Source organism: Rhodococcus sp. 14-1411-2a, assembly GCF_002259485.1.
In the GTDB taxonomy this organism is placed as follows: domain Bacteria; phylum Actinomycetota; class Actinomycetes; order Mycobacteriales; family Mycobacteriaceae; genus Rhodococcoides.
In genome coordinates this window covers 269,315-288,806 of the sequence record NZ_NPGA01000019.1, presented here as the reverse complement: position 1 = coordinate 288,806, position 19,492 = coordinate 269,315, and the positions used below count along the sequence as shown (strand labels likewise).

At 63.8% G+C, this 19,492-nt stretch carries 19 protein-coding genes and 1 tRNA gene; 6 read left to right on the top strand and 14 right to left on the bottom strand.

Translation table 11 applies throughout. The features are described 5' to 3' along the window. Positions 1 to 25: 25 nt before the first annotated feature. Positions 26 to 1,519, top strand: a complete 1,494-nt coding sequence (locus CH291_RS20025; RefSeq protein WP_094688440.1) for a CoA-acylating methylmalonate-semialdehyde dehydrogenase — start codon at positions 26 to 28, stop codon at positions 1,517 to 1,519. A 92-nt stretch (positions 1,520 to 1,611) separates the two neighbouring features. Then, positions 1,612 to 2,778, top strand: a complete 1,167-nt coding sequence (locus CH291_RS20020; RefSeq protein WP_094688439.1) for an iron-containing alcohol dehydrogenase — start codon at positions 1,612 to 1,614, stop codon at positions 2,776 to 2,778. A gap of 6 nt (positions 2,779 to 2,784) precedes the next feature. Here the strand turns inward: CH291_RS20020 and CH291_RS20015 are convergent, their stop codons facing one another. Then, on the bottom strand, positions 2,785 to 4,185 hold the full coding sequence (locus CH291_RS20015) for an amino acid permease (protein ID WP_094640163.1): 1,401 nt from the start codon (positions 4,183 to 4,185) through the stop codon (positions 2,785 to 2,787). A 104-nt stretch (positions 4,186 to 4,289) separates the two neighbouring features. Between CH291_RS20015 and CH291_RS20010 the strand changes: the two genes are divergently transcribed. Both CH291_RS20010 and CH291_RS20005 read left to right on the top strand, forming a co-directional pair. Beyond that, on the top strand, positions 4,290 to 5,231 hold the full coding sequence (locus CH291_RS20010) for an NAD(P)/FAD-dependent oxidoreductase (protein WP_094688438.1): 942 nt from the start codon (positions 4,290 to 4,292) through the stop codon (positions 5,229 to 5,231). Between the two features lie 283 nt (positions 5,232 to 5,514). Next, positions 5,515 to 6,870: an MFS transporter gene (locus CH291_RS20005; protein WP_094640410.1), complete on the top strand. Its 1,356-nt coding sequence runs from the start codon at positions 5,515 to 5,517 to the stop codon at positions 6,868 to 6,870. On the opposite strand, the gene CH291_RS20000 is transcribed toward CH291_RS20005, so the two are convergent. The 10 genes from CH291_RS20000 to CH291_RS19960 form a co-directional block, all read right to left on the bottom strand. Further along, positions 6,851 to 7,525: a nitroreductase gene (locus CH291_RS20000; RefSeq protein WP_094688437.1), complete on the bottom strand. Its 675-nt coding sequence runs from the start codon at positions 7,523 to 7,525 to the stop codon at positions 6,851 to 6,853. The two genes, CH291_RS20005 and CH291_RS20000, sit on opposite strands and share 20 nt — an antisense overlap. A 423-nt stretch (positions 7,526 to 7,948) precedes the next feature. Next, a complete protein-coding gene (locus CH291_RS26590; protein ID WP_143545959.1) occupies positions 7,949 to 8,161 on the bottom strand; it encodes a hypothetical protein in 213 nt (70 codons plus the stop codon). 344 nt (positions 8,162 to 8,505) lie between these two features. Next, positions 8,506 to 8,799 (bottom strand): hypothetical protein, encoded by a 294-nt coding sequence (locus CH291_RS19990; protein WP_094688435.1) that lies wholly within the window; start codon positions 8,797 to 8,799, stop codon positions 8,506 to 8,508. A 1-nt stretch (position 8,800) separates the two neighbouring features. Next, the gene (locus CH291_RS19985) at positions 8,801 to 9,193 is read right to left on the bottom strand and encodes a hypothetical protein (RefSeq protein WP_094688434.1); all 393 of its coding nucleotides are present in this window, start codon (positions 9,191 to 9,193) and stop codon (positions 8,801 to 8,803) included. After that, entirely contained in the window at positions 9,190 to 9,354 is a 165-nt protein-coding gene (locus CH291_RS26900) for a hypothetical protein (RefSeq protein WP_179276619.1), read from the bottom strand. Before CH291_RS26900 ends, CH291_RS19985 begins: the two co-directional genes overlap by 4 nt. Before the next feature lie 373 nt (positions 9,355 to 9,727). Then, on the bottom strand, positions 9,728 to 10,024 hold the full coding sequence (locus CH291_RS19980; protein WP_094688433.1) for a hypothetical protein: 297 nt from the start codon (positions 10,022 to 10,024) through the stop codon (positions 9,728 to 9,730). Further along, positions 10,021 to 11,076 (bottom strand): hypothetical protein, encoded by a 1,056-nt coding sequence (locus tag CH291_RS19975; protein ID WP_094688432.1) that lies wholly within the window; start codon positions 11,074 to 11,076, stop codon positions 10,021 to 10,023. Before CH291_RS19975 ends, CH291_RS19980 begins: the two co-directional genes overlap by 4 nt. Before the next feature lie 153 nt (positions 11,077 to 11,229). Further along, entirely contained in the window at positions 11,230 to 12,606 is a 1,377-nt protein-coding gene (locus CH291_RS19970) for a DNA primase family protein (protein WP_094688431.1), read from the bottom strand. Continuing rightward, complete coding sequence (locus tag CH291_RS26895; protein WP_179276618.1) at positions 12,606 to 12,773, bottom strand: hypothetical protein; 168 nt, start codon at positions 12,771 to 12,773, stop codon at positions 12,606 to 12,608. The genes CH291_RS19970 and CH291_RS26895 overlap by 1 nt, the downstream gene beginning before the upstream one ends. Positions 12,774 to 13,425: 652 nt before the next feature. Next, positions 13,426 to 13,629: a helix-turn-helix transcriptional regulator gene (locus tag CH291_RS19960; RefSeq protein ID WP_179276617.1), complete on the bottom strand. Its 204-nt coding sequence runs from the start codon at positions 13,627 to 13,629 to the stop codon at positions 13,426 to 13,428. A gap of 277 nt (positions 13,630 to 13,906) precedes the next feature. Between CH291_RS19960 and CH291_RS19955 the strand changes: the two genes are divergently transcribed. Continuing rightward, a complete protein-coding gene (locus tag CH291_RS19955; protein WP_094688428.1) occupies positions 13,907 to 15,169 on the top strand; it encodes a tyrosine-type recombinase/integrase in 1,263 nt (420 codons plus the stop codon). 107 nt (positions 15,170 to 15,276) lie between these two features. Here CH291_RS19955 and CH291_RS19950 read toward each other — a convergent pair. The 3 genes from CH291_RS19950 to CH291_RS19940 all read right to left on the bottom strand — a co-directional run bounded on the left by CH291_RS19950 (position 15,277) and on the right by CH291_RS19940 (position 16,355). Next, positions 15,277 to 15,351: transfer RNA gene (locus CH291_RS19950), tRNA-Val, on the bottom strand. 87 nt (positions 15,352 to 15,438) lie between these two features. Beyond that, a complete protein-coding gene (locus CH291_RS19945; protein ID WP_094640166.1) occupies positions 15,439 to 15,900 on the bottom strand; it encodes a peroxiredoxin in 462 nt (153 codons plus the stop codon). Between the two features lie 32 nt (positions 15,901 to 15,932). Continuing rightward, complete coding sequence (locus tag CH291_RS19940) at positions 15,933 to 16,355, bottom strand: DUF3052 domain-containing protein (protein ID WP_032379129.1); 423 nt, start codon at positions 16,353 to 16,355, stop codon at positions 15,933 to 15,935. Positions 16,356 to 16,613: 258 nt separating this feature from the next. On the opposite strand from CH291_RS19940, the gene aceE reads away from it, so the two are divergent. Further along, on the top strand, positions 16,614 to 19,433 hold the full coding sequence (gene aceE / locus CH291_RS19935; protein WP_094688552.1) for a pyruvate dehydrogenase (acetyl-transferring), homodimeric type: 2,820 nt from the start codon (positions 16,614 to 16,616) through the stop codon (positions 19,431 to 19,433). The last annotated feature ends 59 nt before the right edge of the window (positions 19,434 to 19,492 follow it).

Sequence of the window (19,492 nt, the reverse complement as noted above, 5' to 3'; positions counted from 1 at the left end):
AACACACCGATGGAAGGATCGAACGTTGACCGACGTCATTGCGCACTGGCTCGATGGAAAGACCTATTACGGCACCTCCGACCGAACCGCGCCCGTCACGAACCCCGCGACCGGTGAGGTCACCGGCGCGCTCACCCTGGCCGATCAGGGCGACGCCCGGGCGGTCATCGACGCCGCTGCAGCCGCATTCCCGGCGTGGCGTGACACCTCCCTCGCCAAACGCACATCGATCCTGTTCTCGTTTCGAGAATTGTTGAACGCGAGGAAGAACGAGCTCGCCGAGATCATCACCTCCGAGCACGGAAAGGTGCTCTCCGACGCCCTCGGTGAGATCTCTCGTGGCCAGGAAGTCGTCGAATTCGCCTGCGGCATGGCGCATCTGCTCAAGGGCGGATACACCGAGAATGCCTCGACCGGCGTGGATGTCTACTCCATCCGCCAGCCGCTCGGACCGGTCGGCATCATTTCCCCCTTCAACTTTCCGGCCATGGTCCCGATGTGGTTCTTCCCCATCGCCATCGCGGCCGGCAACACCGTGGTACTCAAGCCCTCGGAGAAAGACCCGAGCGCGAGTATCTGGCTCGCCCGGCTCTGGGCCGAGGCCGGTCTGCCCGACGGGGTGTTCAACGTCCTCCAAGGCGACAAGGTTGCCGTCGACGAACTCCTCGAGAACAAGAAGATCAAGTCGATCTCCTTCGTCGGCTCCACCCCCATCGCCCAGTACGTCTACTCCACCGGCACCGCACACGGAAAGCGCGTCCAAGCCCTCGGCGGTGCCAAGAACCACGCCGTCGTACTCCCCGATGCAGATCTCGACCTCGCCGCCGACGCCATGGTCAACGCAGGCTTCGGCTCCGCAGGCGAACGCTGTATGGCCATCTCCGCACTCGTGGCCGTCGGGAACGTCGCCGACGAACTGGTCGCGAAGATCGCCGAACGCACCACCCCGCTGGTCACCGGCGACGGCACCCGAGGGGCAGACATGGGTCCACTCGTCACCAAGGCCCACCGTGACAAGGTCGCCTCGTACGTCGATGCAGGCGAAGCAGCCGGAGCCACCCTCGTCGTCGACGGACGCACCGTCCAGCCCGACGGTGGCACCGACGGTTTCTGGCTCGGCCCCACCCTCATCGACAACGTGACTCCCGACATGAGCGTCTACACCGACGAGATCTTCGGACCGGTCCTCTCGGTCGTCCGCGTCGAGACCTACGACGACGCGCTTCGACTGATCAACGAGAACCCGTACGGCAACGGCACCGCCATCTTCACCAACGACGGTGGGGCTGCCCGTCGCTTCCAGAACGAGGTGGAGGTCGGCATGGTCGGCATCAACGTGCCCATCCCGGTTCCCATGGCGTACTACAGCTTCGGTGGCTGGAAGAACTCCCTCTTCGGCGACAGCCACGCCCACGGCACCGAGGGTGTCCACTTCTTCACCCGCGGCAAAGCTGTCACCAGTCGCTGGCTCGACCCCAGCCACGGCGGCATCAACCTCGGCTTCCCCGAAAACAGCTGAGCCCAGAAACAGAGCTGACGCATGTGCACGGAACTTCGTAGCAGGTTACGAATTTCCGCTCACATGGGTCCACAGCGCTAAGGAGCACACCCATGGTTGCCAATATTTCGTTTCCTCGGTTTCTCAAGCTGGGCGGCGGTGCCGTCGAGGAGCTGGGGACGGTTCTGACCGACCTCGACGTGTCACGGCCGTTGCTCGTCACCGATGCGTTCATGGCCGGCAACGGCTCGGCGGATCGTTTGATGAAGATCATGACCGAGGCCGGTAAGACGCCTGCCTTGTTCTCGGGCACCGTTCCGGATCCGACGACCGATTCGTTGGTGGCCGGTCTCGACGCGGTGCAGCAGCATTCGGCCGATTCGATCATCGGGTTCGGCGGTGGCAGTCCGATGGACACGGCCAAGGCGTTGGCCATCCTCGCGGTGCAGGGCGGCACGATGCGGGACTTCAAAGCTCCCGTGCTGTCGACCGGCCCGGCACTTCCGATCATCGCAATCCCCACCACGGCCGGAAGTGGTTCGGAGGCAACTCAGTTCACCATCATCACCGACGTCGCCTCGGACGAAAAGATGTTGTGCCCCGGGCTGTCGTTTCTGCCGATCGCCTCGATCATCGACTTCGAGTTGACGATGTCGATGCCGGCGCGCCTGACGGCCGACACCGGTGTCGATGCTCTCACCCACGCCATCGAGGCGTACGTCAGCAAGAAGGCCAACCCCATTTCCGACGGTTTGGCGCTCAGTGCGATTCGCACGATCGGGACGTCATTGCTGCGGGCGTATCGGGACGGCGACGACCGGCAGGCGCGCGAGGCCATGATGCATGCCTCGACGCAGGCCGGAATGGCCTTCTCCAATGCGAGCGTCTGCCTGGTGCACGGGATGAGTCGTCCCATCGGGGCGCATTTCCATGTTGCACATGGGCTTTCCAACGCGATGCTGTTGCCTGCCGTCACCGCATTCTCGATCGACGGGGCACAGGCGCGCTACGCCGACTGCGCACGCGCTCTGGGCGCGGCGTCGGAAAGCGATTCCGATCAGCTTGCCGGTGGCAAGTTGCAGGATGCGATCGTCACACTGTGCCGTGAGGTGGAGGTGCCGACGCCGGAGACCTTCGGTATCGACAAGGCGAAATGGGACGACCTGTTGCCGCTCATGGCCGAGCAGGCACTCGCGTCCGGCAGCCCGGGCAACAATCCGGTCGTGCCGACCGCCGAACAGATCGTCGATCTGTACCGGCAGGTGTACGCGGGAATCTAGTCGCACTCACTCCGATGCGCGGGCGGCAACAGTGTCGCGCCGCGTATTTCGGCGTTGCACCACTATTCCGCCGATCACGGTCACTGCGGCGAGGACGGCCGAGAGCAGGATCGACGACCGCTGCTCCGGCCGGACCACCATCATCACCAGGACGAAGACGATGAATCCGATGGCCAGGTAGGTCAACCACGGGTAGAGCCACATCCGAACGGCAGGGCGTTCGTCGTCGCGGTCGAGTTGACGTCGCAGCACCAGCTGGCTGCTGGCGATGGCAAGGTAGACGAACAGGGCGACGGCACCGGTGGTCGCCAGCAGGTAGGTGAAGAGCTTCTCGGGCAGGATGTAGTTTCCGATCACGGCGAGGAAGCCGAGAACCATCGAGGCGATCACCGCGATCCACGGCACCCCGTTCGTGGTGATCTTCTTGACCGCCCGGGGTGCGTCGCCTCGGTCGCCGAGCGAATACAGCATGCGCGACGCGGTGTAGAGCGCAGAGTTCAGGCAGGACGCGACGGCAGTCAGGATGACGATGTCCATGATGGTCTCGGCGTGCGGAATTCCCATCTTGGACAGCACGAATTGGTACGAGCCCGTATTGGGGTCCAGCTCGTTCCAGGGCACCAAAGCGACGATGACGAAGATGGAACCGAAGTAGAAGATCGAGATTCGCCAGATCACCGAGTTGGTGGCGCGGGTGATTCCCTTTGCCGGGTCCTTGGATTCGGCAGCAGCGATGGTGACGATTTCCGAGCCCATGAACGAGAACATCGTCGTCAGCATGGCCGCGATCACCGCGCCGAACCCGAGAGGCATGAATCCTCCCGAGGCCCAGAGTTGGTCCACACCACTGACTTCCGAATCGGGTAGCCATCCCAGGATGGCCGCGATCCCGAGGCCGATGAACGCGATGATTGCCACAACCTTCACCAGCGCGAACCAGAACTCGAATTCGCCGTAGTTACCGACGCTGATCAGGTTGGTCGCGGTGAGGGCAATGACGATGAGCAGTGCCCACATCCACTGGGCTCCGCCGAGCCAGTTGGTGAGAATCGACGCTGCCGCGGTGGCTTCCACCGGTATCACCAACACCCAGAACCACCAGTAGAGCCATCCGACCGAGAACCCGGCCCAATGTCCGAGTGCGCGTGTGGCATACGTGGAGAACGAGCCGGTGTCGGGATTGGCCGTCGCCATCTCCCCCAGCATGCGCATCACCAGAATCACGAGTGTTCCCGCGAACAGGTACGCCAGCAGCACCGCCGGGCCTGCCGTCGCGATCGCGTTGGCCGAACCCACGAACAATCCCGCGCCGATGACTCCGGCTATCGAAATCATCGTCACGTGCCGTGGTTTCAGGCTGGTACCGAGTCCGTTCTCGCCGGTGTCCGGCTTCTCCGTAATGGCCATCCCTGTAGTCGAACACAATGTGAACGCCGACGCAGCGGGTGACCGTTATGTCCAGACAGGCGGTGGTACAGAGATATTCGCGCGAATCCGGGCATACTGGACGCATGAACTCCCAAGCGGACAGCATCACCGATCCGGTCACCATCGTCGGTGCCGGCATAGCCGGTGCGGCCTGCGCGCGGGTTCTTCGCGACGCAGACGTGCCGTTCCGCATCGTCGACCGAGGCCGAGCTCCGGGTGGGCGGATGTCATCGCCGGAGTTGCACGGCCGTCGCGTCGACCTGGGCGCCGGTTACTTCACCGTTCGTGATCAGGAATTCTCGACCGTGGTTGCCGATTGGGAGTCGGCTGGGTTGGCGCGCCAGTGGGCCAACACGTTCGGCATCCTCAAGCCCGCAACAGCCCCGTGCACAACGACCGGACCCGTTCGCTGGGCTACCCCGAACGGGCTGCGTTCGCTGGTACGAAACATGCTCGAGGGCTTCGACATCGAGCATTCCACCGAGCTGACCGAATTGCCCGACGGCCATGTCGTAGTCGCGATGCCGGATCCGCAGGCGGCGCGACTGATCGCCGTCCCCGATGCCGTCGATTACGTTCCTGTCATCGCGGTGGCGTGTGGGTTCGACGGGCTCGACATCCCCTTCCGCGATGCGGCGTTCGTCAACGATCATCCTGATATCGATTTTGTCGTCGACGACGGTGCACGCCGCGGCGACGGCGCGCCGGTTCTGGTTGCGCACACCACGTCGGAACGAGCTCAGCAGCATCTCGACGATCCCGATGGTGCGATCGCCCCGGTTCTCGACGCCCTGCGCGAATTGTCCGTCGTCTCGGCGGCACCCGCGTGGAGTCACGCTCATCGATGGACATTCGCCAAGCCTGCGACGCAGCACGATTCGAACTTCGCGTTGCAGCAACAGGACGGACGCTTCGTCGGTTTGGCGGGCGATCAATGGTGCGAAGCCGGAGTGCCCAGGGTGGAGAGCGCCTGGCGTTCGGGGACGGATGTGGCGCGTGCGCTGATCGACGCGCTCCGGCACTGAACCTCGCGGCGCGACTGCTCCACTCCCTTGTGCGCTCGGGTTCCCTCGTGGCGGTAGCGCAATCGGCGTGGACCGTTGCCGTGTTCATGCCCGCTGATGCCACCGAAAACAGTGCGCGCGAACATCTCTCAACCGGATCGCCGGCAGCCACGTCGTCCGCGCGATAGTTACTTTAATTCTTGTTCACTATTTCGAAGTATGTACACATTTAACCGGTTAAGGTGTGACGACACGTGCAGATCTCGCCCCCTCGTCGCCGTCGCACACAGAATCGGAGCAGTCCGTGGCCACCATTCGCACCCCTGAGCAGACCAGACGCCGTGGCGTACTCGCTGCCACGGTCGGCACCATCGTCGAGTACTACGACCTCACCGTCTACGCCTACCTCGCGGTCGTCGTCAGCCCATTGTTCTTCCCCGGCGACGACCCGACTGCGTCGTTGCTCGCGAGTCTGGCCGTCTTCGCATCTGCCTACCTGATGCGTCCGATCGGCGGAATCTTCTTCGGCCGCCTCGGTGACAGACACGGCCGCAAGCGCGCCTTGTTGTTCTCTGTTCTGCTTATGGGCGTCGGCAGTGCACTGATGGCCTTCCTCCCCACCTACGAGAACGCGGGGGTTCTCGCGCCGATCCTGTTGGTCATCGCCCGTCTGGTCCAGGGCTTCTCGGCCGGTGGCGAACTCGGAGGCGCGCTCACATACGTCTACGAGACGGTCGGCGAAAAACGCAAGGGGCTCGGCGCATCTTTCGTCGCATTGGGTAGCAACAGCGGTTTCGCACTCGCGGCCATCGCTGTGGCCGTCACCTCCACTCTCACCACCGATGCACAAATGACCAGCTGGGGCTGGCGAATTCCGTTCCTGCTCGGCATCCCACTGGTGCTGTTCTGCCTCTGGACCCGAACTCGAATCGAAGACACCCCGCAGTTCGTCAACGCAGTCGCGGAAAACGAAGTCGCGAAGGCACCGTTGACCGAACTGCTTCGCACTCACCCCAAGCAGGTTTTGCAGGTCTTCGGACTGGGTGTGGCTCAGAACGCGACCGGATACATGGTGCTCACCTACATCGGCATCCATTTGGTGCGCGAAGGTGGATTCAGTCAGAGTTCGGTCACCTGGACTGCGGCCGGTGTGATCGTGCTCGTCGCGGCGTCCATGCCGCTCGCCGGGTTGCTGGTAGATCGGTTCGGCAGCGTGCGTGTGCTGGCCAGCGGATTGCTCGCCTCGGCACTGCTCGCGTACCCGGCAATGTCGATGATGAGTGGTCACGGGTTGTTCGTTGCTGCAATTGCTTTCATGTTCTTCGCGGTAGGCACACCCTTGATCCAGACGGCAACCGCTCCCCTGTTCCCGTCGTTGTTCGACTCGCGAGTTCGATTGACCGGCGTCGCTCTCGGCTTCAACATTGCGACGATCGCGACCGGTGGGACCGCTGCCTACATTGCGACGTGGCTGATCGACCGCACCGGAAGCTCGGTTTCACCCGCCTACTTCGTCATAGGCTCGGCCGTGATCGGCATGATCACCCTCGCGACCATCCGGCAGAAGACCTACGGCGGATTGCGGACCGGCAGCCGAGTCGCCGACGGACTGCCGTCGCAGTCGGGAGCGCTCGACGATGTCAGCTCCCGACGAACGTGACCGTCTCGTCCAAAGGAGCTCGGCTGGTACGGAATCCATTGATCGAGTGTGTCTCGTCCGGGTAGCCGAAGGAGATGCCGGCCACCACTTTTCGAGTGTCCGGGATGTCGAACCACTCGTGCAGAAACGGTGAGTACGCGGCCAGGGCTGCTTGTGCGATCGCTCCGACACCGAGACTCTGCGCGGCCAGCAGAAAAGTCTGCAGATACAAACCGCAATCGACCGCGCCGTACACACCCAGATCGGCGTCGGTGGTGATGATGGCCGCGTGCGGGGCGTCGAACAGCTCGTAATTGCGAATGAATTGACGCGTCGTCGCCTCGGTGTCGGACTTGACCACGCCGATGCTTTCGTACAGCGCGCCACCGCATTCACGTCGCCGTGCACGGTGCAGAGCGTTGTAGTTCGCCGGGAACGGGAAGTCCGGTTGCGGCACACCGGACGCCACGTGCTCCACCAAAGCGTCGGAGAACTTCCGGGTGGCATTGCCTTCGGTCACGATGATCTGCCACGACTGGGTGTTGGACCAAGAAGGTGTGCGCCGGGCGGCAGACAGTAACTGTTCGAGTACCTCACGCGAGACCTGCTTCGGCAGGAACTGCCGGCACGAATACCTCTCGTCGAGAAGTTCTGTCAGTGCGTCGTACCGGGTCACATCGTCCGCCTCGTGTCGGTGTCGTCGGGTGCGGGTCGAACGTAACACCACGGCTGAACCCAGCCACACACTCTTCGGCGCGGATGAACGGCTGCCAGAGGAGCATCGGGCGCGTTGTGCGGGGTCCCGGCGAGCCGCGTATTGGAAGACGGTGGGCGCAGAGGGGTTCGAACCCCCGACCGCTGGTGTGTAAATTACCGGTTCTGCGACTTCGACGGCAACGTGTCGTGATCTTGCTTTACCGACCACTACCGTCTTTAACAGGCACTACGTGCATTATTCCTACCGGTATCTCCCCCGCGCTACCGCTGTCAGAATCGAGTTCTGCGGACCAGTTGCGGACTGGCTGCGGACTGAGAACGTGCCGGACAATCGGCGGGCGCTGCCGCCGGCGCTGGAGATACCCGCCACGCTGCGCAGCCACTAGGCCGCACGTCCGCGCGTGGCGCGGTAGCGCCGGTACGCGCGCGCTTCGCGCCAGGCGTCGAGCCCGAGCTGCTCGACTTCCTGCCGGTCGGCCTCGGTCGGCAATTCGTCAGGGTCGAGATAGTCGCGCCAGGTGGTTTCGAGTCGGTTCTGCGTGACGCCAACGGTGGCACTCAGTGCGGCGACGGCGGTCGGGTCCCGATAGGTCATGCTTCTGTTCCGTTTCTTGTCGGTCTTGTCCGGGGTTGCGTCGCGGTCGGAGAACTGCCTACCGCTGCCGAAGCGCACGCGACGGTGCCACCCGCTGGTGCTGTTCCATCCGTGCTGTCGCGCGAAGCACTCGGCGCGAAGTATTTCGGCGGGTGCGGGTTCACCCGTGTGCGCGGTGTAGCAATCTGCTCGGACGCAGGGAACGCACCGCCAGGCTGTCGCGTCGAGACGTCGGCTGGTCTTCGTGTGTTGGACGACCCGAACGTCCAGGGTGACGGTGCGGGGCTCCAGGACGTGTCCGCGCGGACACGTCGCAGGTACGATCAGAGAGACGTCGGCGGTGGTCACTGCGCGGCCCTCCAGTCGTCGCGGGCACGCCATTGCAGCTGTGCGGCCACTTCTTCGCGCCACCAATCGACCGGCGTCGGGAGGGCGTAGGCCCGCTTCTCGGCCGTCGAGCCGAACGGGTTCGCGGTCCAGCCGTCCGGGTAGGCGATGTCCTTCTCGAACTCCGTCGTCGGCTCGTCGTGGACCTCGGACAGCCACTCGCGCCAGGCGTCGGGCCGAAGGTCGGCCGGTAGCTCGTCGCCGGCCCTGCTGGTGTCCGGCTTCACCGGTACGGCGATCGGGCGGGCCATCTCATGCCCTCCGAGCGGCCGTGCGGCTCTGCCGAGTCTCCCCGCGACGGTTGGCCCGCTCAGAGTCGCGGGTCTGGTTCTGACTGCCGTCGCCGGTGTACGTGCCTCGGATGCCTCTCGCGCCACCTTGCGCGGCTGCGACTCCGAGACGACGGTCAACGTCGGCCATCAACTTGGTTTGTGCGAGGCTCTGCGCGCGTTGCTCGGCCATCAACGAACGGGCACCTGTGGTGGAGAGTCCCGGCGTTGCGAGGTCACGCGCGCAGCGGTCGGCCGCATCGGCTGCCTGTTGCGCTCGGCGCACTACCTCCAGGTCGTCGGCGTCGAGCTGCATCCCCAACTCGGCGGCTTTGGCGGTGAAGATTTCTGCGAGGTCTACCCGCTCGGCGCTCACTTCAGCCCCGCGATGCCGAGGTGAAGCGACGCGAGCAGGGCATGGAAGTCGGGGGAAATCTCGTAAGACTTGTCGGCGAGACGGTACGCCTTCGCTAGAGCGGCCTCGGCGGCGGCGAGATGCTCGGTCTTGGTGCTGGCGCTTGGTGGAGTGATAGGCATGGCGCGCAATCCTTTTCGACGTCTTCGAGCACCCGATTAGACGCTCGGAACTACGGTATCCGCGCTGTCAAAAGTTCGCCCCGCTTGTGTTTCCCGCCGCTCGTTCGAGCGAAAGATGTTAAGCGAGAGCATGTTTCGCCCCGCTAGTGGCTGTAACGTCGCTCTACGGTCGGCTTGGAGGGGTACCAGAGGGGGTAAAACGCCAGCTCAGGCTACCGGGGCCGATACAGTTAGCACCGCAGCCCTGCCAGAGCGCAGTACGGGGCTGCCTTCCGTTTGAGGGGGTGGGGGGAGGTGGACCCCCTAGGGGTCGAGACGACGATGCCCCGACACTCCGCGATGGAATGCCGGGGCTGTACGCCACGCTGTGCGCCTACTGGTCGAGGTACTTCCCGAACCCTCGACCGGCGTTCTCGCGACGCTGAGCCGACTTGAGCGGCGACCCTCCATCAGAGGTATTACTCTCGGTGCCGGCGACCAGTTGCGACTTCACCTTGTCCGCCTCGGCGTCTCGCTCTGACTGCCGCTTCGATCGCTTGGCGGACATCTCGTTCTCGTGCGCGCGTCGTCGTTCATCCCGTTCCAGCTGAGCTTTCTTGGCTCTCAACACGGACGCAACGTGATGGTCGTCGGACAGGTAACGACCAACCCCTCGGTTCTTGGCGGTCACTGTGCTGCCTCCACTTCGTCCAGTGCCGCTACCCCTGCGGCCGGTGGCCTGCCATGTGCGAGCCACCAGACAAGGGCCATATGGGACCCCTCTACACGGACCCCTACCTCGGCTCCCACGAATTGCCGCTCCCACGAAATCCGTTCGGCGTCTGTGCCGTTCAGCAACTCCAGAGGCCGTTTCGGATCGAACCCGTTCGACAGCGCCACTGCGAGCCAACGGCGCGTCGACTGGACCTCGGTCCACCGGACCACGGCTTCCCGCCATGCTCGCCAGGCTGCCGAGACCGCCGGGTCGTCTTGCTCGATGATGTCTTCTGCGCTGGCGTCGACCGATAGGCCCGCTGCCTCAAGGGCGTCCGCTGCCGTACCGGCGCTATCGAGAATCGACAGTGTGCGAGAACTGAGCAGCTTTTCGATGCTCTCGAGGTTGTTGCGAACCCGCTCGGCGTTGCGTTCGGCGTGCTGCCGGCGGAGTCGAGTGCGCACGTCCACGGCGAAGCCTTCCGGCCGACCCACGGGCCGCTGGTGCTCGTTGTGCGCCATGAAGGGCGTGAGGATCGGCGGTACGGCCCTCTTCGACGCGCTGGCATCCCACCCTTCCGACAGAAAGCCGTCCAGTAGGGCATCCTCGGCCGCTTTGGCCTTCGCCGCCTCCAGTTCGCCGACCTCGGCGTTTACGCGGTGTTCGATGGCCGATGCCTGCCGTGCGATGTCATCGAGCCGTAGAAGCTCGCTCACGGCCTCGCCGGCCTCTCCGCGCAGTGCGGTCGAGATCGTCGGTCCACCGCGCTGTGCGTCGATCTGGGCGCGTGCACGTTCGGCTGTTGCTCGGTCTTCCGAGAGTCGGAAGTCGCGCTCTCGGGCTCCTGCCTGAGTCGTCCCGACGATCAACCGGGCTTCGCGCTCGGCGGCGTCGGTCATCGCCGCTCGGTTTCCTGCCTTCACGGCATCGGAACTGAGGACGTCGGGACTCTCGTCCTCACCGATTTCCTGGGCGATGTCGTCCGGGTTCGTCGGCGGCGTCGATGGATCGAACCGTGTGATGGTCATGTGATGCTCTCTTTCTTCCACTTAGGGTGTGCTTATTAGTTCTGGTCATGGTGGGTGAGGGGAAAAAGGGGATTTCAATGTGTAATTGCCCCACGCGTACACATGGGGGATTAGGTTTTCAATTCCCCTTTTTCCCCTCCGGGCATTTCCGGTTCAATCCTGGGAGGAGGAGAGGACCAGCTTTCGCTCCGGCAGTCGGTAGCCGAACACGTAGTTCTGCTTGCCGGTCGAAATCCGTACGGGCACGTTCCGGGCTTCCAGTGCCTCACGGAAAGCTTTCTTCGCCAGAGGCGGCTGCTCGTTCTTGGTGGCCCACATGGTCCACCGGCTGTAGACCGTCGACAGGAGGGCCTTCTCGTCGGCGTCGATTTCCATCACCTGGTCCAGGAACTGGCTCACTGCGTCCTGCGCGCGCCGATAACCTGCCGTGGCACCCTTCACGGCCTCGGGAGCTGCGAGGTCTCCACGGTCCAGGTAGTCGCGTCTGCCGGCCATCGTCCACGCGAGCACGGCGTCCGCGTCGAGTTCCAGGCTTGCCGGCAGGTCCTTCACTCGGTCGGCCTCGGGGATCACCACGCCGAACGGGACGACGCGCAGACGTGCCCATAGCGCCGGATCGTCGCCGCGCACCTTCGGTAGATGGTTCGTCACGAGAAACGGCGAGTGACTCGGCTCGAACTCCACGAAATCTCGGTGCATCCGACGAGCCTTGATCCTGTCTCCACCGACCAGTCGTTTCACCGTCGCAGCGGCGAGCTGGGCACCCTGTCCGGTCTCGGAGACGGTGACCAGTCGCAGTCCGCGTAAGTCCATCTCGCCGGTGGTGTGAGCGCCTCTGCGATCGAGGAACAACTCGGACTCGCCGATGCCGGCATACGATCCGAGAGCGTGATTCAGAGCGCCGTAGAAAACTCCCTTACCGTTGCGACCCTCTCCGTGCAGGATCGTCAGAATGTGTTCGGTCACTCGGCCACCGAGCGCGTAACCGGCGTATCGCTGTAGGAACGCGCGAACCTCGGCGTCGGGTAGCGAAGACTTCAGAAATCTCTCCCACGCCACGGAACGGGACTCGGGTCGATACGCCGCGCGTGTCACTTTCGTGATCCGGTCGGCCGGATCGTGATTTCGCAGAGCGCCGTCGAGGAGGTCGACGGTCCCGTTCGCCACATTGAGAACGTTCGGGTCGGCGTCGAGCTGGTCGACAGAACAATGCAGAGCTGGCAGCTTCGCCGCAATGCTGAGCACCCCGGCAAGCCCGCTCGCACGCTCGCAGGACGCAATTTCGGAGAGCGTGTCTTTGTCCACGAGTTCGTTCGATCGGGCCACCCGAAGGAGGGCGAGAAGTTTCTGCGTCGCCGAAGCACCGTCCGGGTCCTCGCTCCAGCGGGTCCCGTCATAGGCGAACCATCCGAGCCCGTGGACGAACATCAGGTCGTGAGCGTGGTTCTCGGCCAGGACGTAGGCCCACCGAGCTTGTCCAGTGTGCTGGCGCGAGAGCCTCAGCTCGGCCTCGGGCGTTGTGTCGGGCATCAGAATATCTCCGTAAGTTCGTTCCTGAATCGAGCCGTAAGCTCGGCGCGCAAGTTCTGGGGCATGAGGAACCGCGTCGGCAATCCGACCTCGGCCGCGACCTCGGCCCCGATGGCCAGCGGCACGATGACCGGGAGTCGACCCTCGGCGCGGTAGAACTCACGCAAGACGTCCACGGTGCTTTTCGGGAGCGCTTTCCGTGGGTCCCGTTTGTCTACGGCACGCATACGGTGAGTGCGATCGGTGACCGGCGCGCCAGCAGTCCTACGCGCCGGAATGGTGGTGTCGAGCTGCGTTTCGAGCGACGACGACGGCAAGGACTGCAAGCACCGAACTGCAAGGTCGATCAAGTCGTCCCCACCCTCGGCGAGTAGGCGGTTCTGCAACCGAATCGACCTAATGCCCATCGCTCGGAGCACGAGCCGGCGTTCGTCGGCGGCATAGCGTGAACCGTCGAAGCGTGAGCCGTGAGCATCACGGCAGACACGGCAGCTTTCGTCGTACTCGTGCGGCTCGCACTCGACAAATCGAATCATCGCGCACCCGCCAGGAACGAACCGAGCGCGACGACGTTGCAGAGCAACGCAACGCAACCCCATGAAACGGGGGACTCGAGAATGTCGGCCGCTCGCGCTAGAATCGCCTCGGGAGACGAGATCGGACTATCTGGCGGTAGGTCTATTTCGCGGAATGCCCTCGACTGCGGTCGGGGGCATTTCTGTGTTCTGGGGTCGATAATCATTGCAGGGGACCATCTTTCAACGTCGGCAGTTGTGGGCTGAGCCGGCCTTGGGATGGATGACGAGTAGAGGTCCCCGGTCACGCTCCGACGAGCGTTGCGGCTTTGCACTGCGCCACGTAGACGTCGAGGTCCCGCTGATCGAAGAACAGTTTCGCGCCGATCTTGTACGACGCGGGACCAGCGCCGGCCGAACGCAGGTTGTAGAGGGTCTGCCGGCTCACGCCGAGAAACGCTGCGGCCTCGGCGACATTGAGCCGTTCGGTCGATGGGTTCGTGCGCATGTCATCTCCAGGGGTTTGTATCGGCCGGCGACGTTCTGTCGACGCCGGTAACTCTCTGGACGAAAGAATGACACGAACCCATCCATCCGGCAAGCGAAACATGTTGTCAGGCAATGATTTTCGTGACAGACTCGCGCGTCAAAGCTGTTAGGTCCAGCGTCCACTCGCTGGTCAGAGTCGCGTCGTGTTTTTCACCGACACGCACCAATCCGACATCTCGTGTCGCAGGAGTGCACCCCCGACCGCTTAATGTTTTACGGACTGTTACTGTGCTCTCATGCCTAGCGAACCTCTCCCCCGCGTCGAGTCCCTACCCACCAAACGGGTGACCGGTGCGCGCGTCGAGAACAGGTGGAAACGCAAAGACGGCTCACCCTCGGCGCGAGCGGGTGCCGGCCTCCAGTGGCTCGCGCGGTACGTCGGTAGCGACGGCCGAGAGCACAGTAAAGCGTTCAAGACACAGAAGCTCGCAAACGCATGGTTACGTGAGCAGAGCGCAGCCGTGACGCGCGGCGATTGGGTCGATCCGACCAAAAGTGCGGCGACGGTCGGCGAAGTCGCGAAGTCCTGGACCGCCGGCAACGCGTCCAAGACGGCAGCGACCGCCGAGGGCTACGGCAGTGTGTGGCGGACGCATGTCGAGCCACGTTGGGGCTCGGTCCCCCTTCGCGACGTCGACCACGACGAGATCGTGGCATGGATCGGCGGACTCACAGACGGCACAGCCGAAACAACGGACGGACTCTCGGCGTCGAGCGTGCGGCACTGCCACGCAGTGCTGCACCAAATTCTCCAGCTAGCCGTGCGATCGAAGCGGCTCCGCTCCAATCCGGCGAAGGACGTCCCGCTGCCGAAGATGCGCGCAAGCGACAAGGTCTATCTGAGCGTCGCCGAGATCGAACGTCTCGCACATGCTGCCGACTACCGAGCGAGTACGACAGCCGAGCGCGTGAAAGCGGGTCGAGCGACCGAGCACAACGGCATTGTCCCGCCGGCCGAACTGAGCGAGAGCGGGCTTGCACTGCGGATACTCGGCGGTTGCGGCGTCCGGTTCGGCGAGCTGGCGGGGTTGCGCGTCTCTCGGGTCGACTTCGCCAAGCGGACGCTACGGATCGATACCGCCGTGAGCGAAGTTGCCGGCCGGCTCGTCGTCGGCGATCCGAAGAATCACAAGGAACGCACTGTTCCCATCCCCGCTCGACTTATTGCGCACTTGGGTCAGGTCTGCGACGGCCGAGGCGGAAACGAATATGTGTTCACGACGTCGGCCGGCGGTGCGCTCAGAAGGAACAACTTCGCCAAGCGCGTTCTAGGTCCCGCTGCCGAGCTTGCCGGCATCGATGACGCGGTAACACTGCACAGCTTGCGGCACAGCTTCGCGAGTATTTGCCTGTCGAACGGCGTTCCGCCGAAACAGGTACAGGAATGGATGGGGCACCACTCGCTGAAGCTGACGGCCGACCTCTACGGCCACCTGTTCGCAGACGAGACGGACCGCGCGCAGCTCTTGCTCGACGCGGCGTTCGAACCTGCCGAGTAACTCACGGTAGACAGCGGGTAGTTCTGCTACTGCGGACCAGTTGCGGACTGGCGCGATATTGCGGACTGGGGCGCTACTCGCTTAGGTCGCTTGACCTGGGTAAATCGTGGTGGGCGCAGAGGGGTTCGAACCCCCGACCGCTGGTGTGTAAAACCAGAGCTCTACCGCTGAGCTATACGCCCGAGTGCCGGTGGCCTGGGGACAACCCCGGGCCACCGGAACGCTTGGAGAAATTTATCGTGTCTGATCTCTAACTACAATTCCGCAGGTCAGCTCACTTGTGCGAGAGCCTCGGCCCACGAAGAACTGTCGCGAGCCTCGCCGGGTCCGTTCATTTCGGCGAACCTGATGATTCCGGATTTGTCGACCACGAACGTTCCACGATTGGCGAATCCGGCGCTGTCGTTGAACACGCCGTACGCCTGAGCAACCTCGCCGTGCGGCCAGAAGTCCGACAGCAGCGGAAAGGTGTAACCCTGTTCTGCAGCCCAGATCTTGTGGGTCGGAGGCGGACCCACCGAGATTGCCAGGATCGCAGTCTCGTCGTTCTCGAAGGTCGGTAGCTCGTCGCGCACTCTGCACAGCTCGCCCTGGCACGTGCCGGTGAAGGCCAGTGGATAGAACACGAGCAGAACGTTTTTCACGTTCCTGTACGACGACAACGTGACCAGTTGATTGTTCTGGTCTTTGAGGGTGAAGTCGGGCGCAACCGCGCCAACCTCGATCGGCATCTAGAACCGTCTTCCTGTATCGAGCATCTCCCCTACCGCTTGGTGGCAGGGGTCTTGGGCTGAACCAATCGACTTCCGATCCAGTCACCGAGGTTTGCCGCAGAGGTCTGCGTCAATCCTGCGGTCGGGGCGGACTCGGCGATCTCACTGGGTTCGACATGTCCGGACATGCCGGTCTTGGGGCTGAGGACCCACACGATGCCATCGTCCGAGAGCGGACCGATCGCATCCATGAGTGCATCGACCAGGTCACCGTCTCCGTCGCGCCACCACAGCAGTACAACGTCGATCACCTCGTCGGAATCCTCGTCGAGGGTCTCGCCACCGATCGCATCTTCTACGTCGGCGCGCAGATCATCGTCGGTGTCCTCGTCCCAGCCCAGCTCCTGTACGACCATGTCGCGAGTGATGCCAAGTTTCTGAGCGTAGTTCTGAGCGTCCGCCGCGGCGACCACGGTGGTGACCTCCTTGAATTGTGGGTGCAGTAGTCAAAGCGAACAGTGTCGAAGCCGTTCGCGCAAGCTGACCGCGCCGAAATTGCGTACATAAATTTCTACTGGTGGGTATCGGACCTCTGTACTACCAGAACCGACGAGATGCGGCAGGATTGGGGAGGAATCACGAGAACGAGGAAAGTAGACCGCCGTCACAGGGGCGGGACTACCGGGACCGGGCGCCACACCGAGCGTCCGCCACATTGAGGAGTGCACACGTTGTCCGAAGTGAACAGCGGCGAACGGCAGAACACATCGTCTGCAGGCAAGAAGGGCTCGGACGGCCGGGTCCGCGTCATCCGTGAGGGTGTCGCGTCGTACCTGCCCGATATCGACAACGACGAGACCAACGAATGGATCGAATCGTTCGACGGCTTGTTGGAGAGGTCCGGCCCCAACCGCGCTCGCTACCTGATGCTCAGGTTGCTCGAGCGCGCCGGCGAGCGCCGCGTCGCGTTGCCGTCGCTGACGTCGACGGATTACGTCAACACCATTCCCACCGAGAACGAGCCGTGGTTCCCCGGCGACGAGTCCATGGAACGCCGTTACCGCGCCTGGATCCGCTGGAACGCCGCGATCATGGTGCACCGCGCGCAGCGTCCCGGCGTCGGTGTCGGTGGCCACATCTCCACGTATGCCTCGTCGGCTGCGCTCTACGAGGTCGGCTTCAACCACTTCTTCCGCGGCAAGGACCACCCGGGCGGCGGCGACCACATCTTCATCCAGGGTCACGCCTCCCCCGGCATCTACGCCCGCGCGTTCCTCGAAGGACGTATCCCGGCAGAGCGCATGGACGGCTTCCGCCAGGAAGCGAGCCACGAGCAGGAGGGCGGCGGACTGCCGTCCTACCCCCACCCGCGCCTGATGCAGGACTTCTGGGAGTTCCCGACGGTATCGATGGGTCTCGGCCCGATGAACGCCATCTACCAGGCCCGCTTCAACCACTATCTCAACGACCGCGGCATCAAGGACACCACCGATCAGCACGTGTGGGCGTACCTCGGCGACGGCGAGATGGACGAGCCGGAATCGCGTGGACTCGCGCACGTGGCCGCTACCGAGGGCCTCGACAACCTCACGTTCGTCGTCAACTGCAACCTGCAGCGCCTCGACGGCCCGGTCCGCGGCAACGGCAAGATCATCCAGGAACTGGAGTCGTTCTTCCGCGGTGCCGGCTGGAACGTCATCAAGGTCGTGTGGGGCCGCGAGTGGGACTCGCTGCTGCACAAGGACCGCGACGGCGCACTGGTGAACCTCATGAACACCACGCCCGACGGCGACTTCCAGACCTACAAGGCCAACGACGGCGGCTACGTCCGCGATCACTTCTTCGGCCGCGATCCGCGCACCAAGGAGCTCGTCAAGGATCTGTCGGACGACGAGATCTGGAACCTCAAGCGCGGCGGCCACGACTACCGCAAGGTGCACGCTGCCTACGCGGCCGCGATGTCGCACAAGGGCCAGCCGACGGTCATCCTGGCGCACACCATCAAGGGCTACACCCTCGGCAAGCACTTCGAGGGCCGTAATGCCACGCACCAGATGAAGAAGCTGACGCTCGACGATCTCAAGACGTTCCGCGATCTCCAGCACATCCCGATCTCCGACGAGGAGCTCGAGAAGGATCCGTACATGCCGCCGTACTACCACCCCGGTGCGGACGCTCCCGAGATCCAGTACATGCTCGATCGTCGCAACAAGCTCGGTGGATTCGTCCCCGAGCGGCGAGTGGACGTCAAGCCGCTGCCGCAGCCGGGCGACGACACGTACAAGACGCTGCGCAAGGGCTCGGGCAAGCAGGAAGTCGCCACCACCATGGCGCTCGTGCGCGTCATGAAAGAGTTGTTGCGAGACAAGGAGATCGGCCACCGAATCGTGCCGATCATCCCCGACGAGGCCCGCACGTTCGGTATGGACTCGTGGTTCCCGTCGCTGAAGATCTACAACCGAAACGGCCAGCTGTACACCTCGGTGGACTCGGAGCTGATGCTCGCCTACAAGGAGAGCTCGGTCGGCCAGATCCTGCACGAGGGCATCAACGAGGCCGGTTCCACGTCCTCGTTCACCGCGGTCGGCACCTCGTACGCCACGCACGGCGAGGTCATGATCCCGCTGTACATCTTCTACTCGATGTTCGGATTCCAGCGCACCGGCGACGGTCTCTGGGCAGCGGCAGACCAGATGGCTCGCGGATTCGTCCTCGGTGCCACAGCGGGTCGCACCACGCTCACCGGTGAGGGTCTGCAGCACGCCGACGGTCACTCGCTACTCCTGGCGTCGACCAACCCGGCGGCCGTGGCCTACGACCCGGCGTTCTCGTACGAAATCGCACACATCGTCAAGGACGGTCTGCGACGGATGTACGGCGGCACCGAGGGCGTGGAAGGCTTCGGCGGCGAGAACATCTTCTACTACATCACCCTGTACAACGAGCCGTACGTACAGCCGGCCGAGCCGGAGAACCTCGACGTCGAGGGTCTGCTCAAGGGCATCTACCGGTTCGCAGCTCCGCAGGAGGGCGACGGACCCGAGGCGCAGCTGTTGGCGTCGGGTGTCGGCATTGTCTCGGCTCGCAGGGCCCGTGAGCTGCTGTTCGAGGAGTGGGGCGTGCGCTCGGCCGTGTGGTCGGTGACGTCCTGGGGCGAGCTGCGCCGCGACGGCGTAGACGCCGAGAAGGAGTCGCTGCGCAACCCCGGTGCCGACAAGCGGGTTCCGTTCGTCACCTCGGCGCTGGCCGACGCCAACGGCCCGGTCATCGCGTCCTCGGACTGGATGCGCGCTGTTCCGGACCAGATTCGCCAGTGGGTTCCGGGCGATTACGTCACCCTCGGCACCGACGGCTTCGGATTCTCCGATACCCGTCCGGCCGCCCGACGGGTGTTCAACGTCGACGCCGAGTCGATCGTCGTCGCCACGTTGTCCGCTCTCGCCGCGTCCGGTGAGATCGACAAGTCCAAAGCCGTCGAGGCAGCGGAGAAGTACAGGATCGACGACGTCACCGCAGCTCCGACGTCGTACGCCGATACCGGTTCGGCGTAGGTTCCACGCCTGTTCGGCCGACCCCCGTCCCACGTCGCGAAGCATGTCCGTCGCGATGG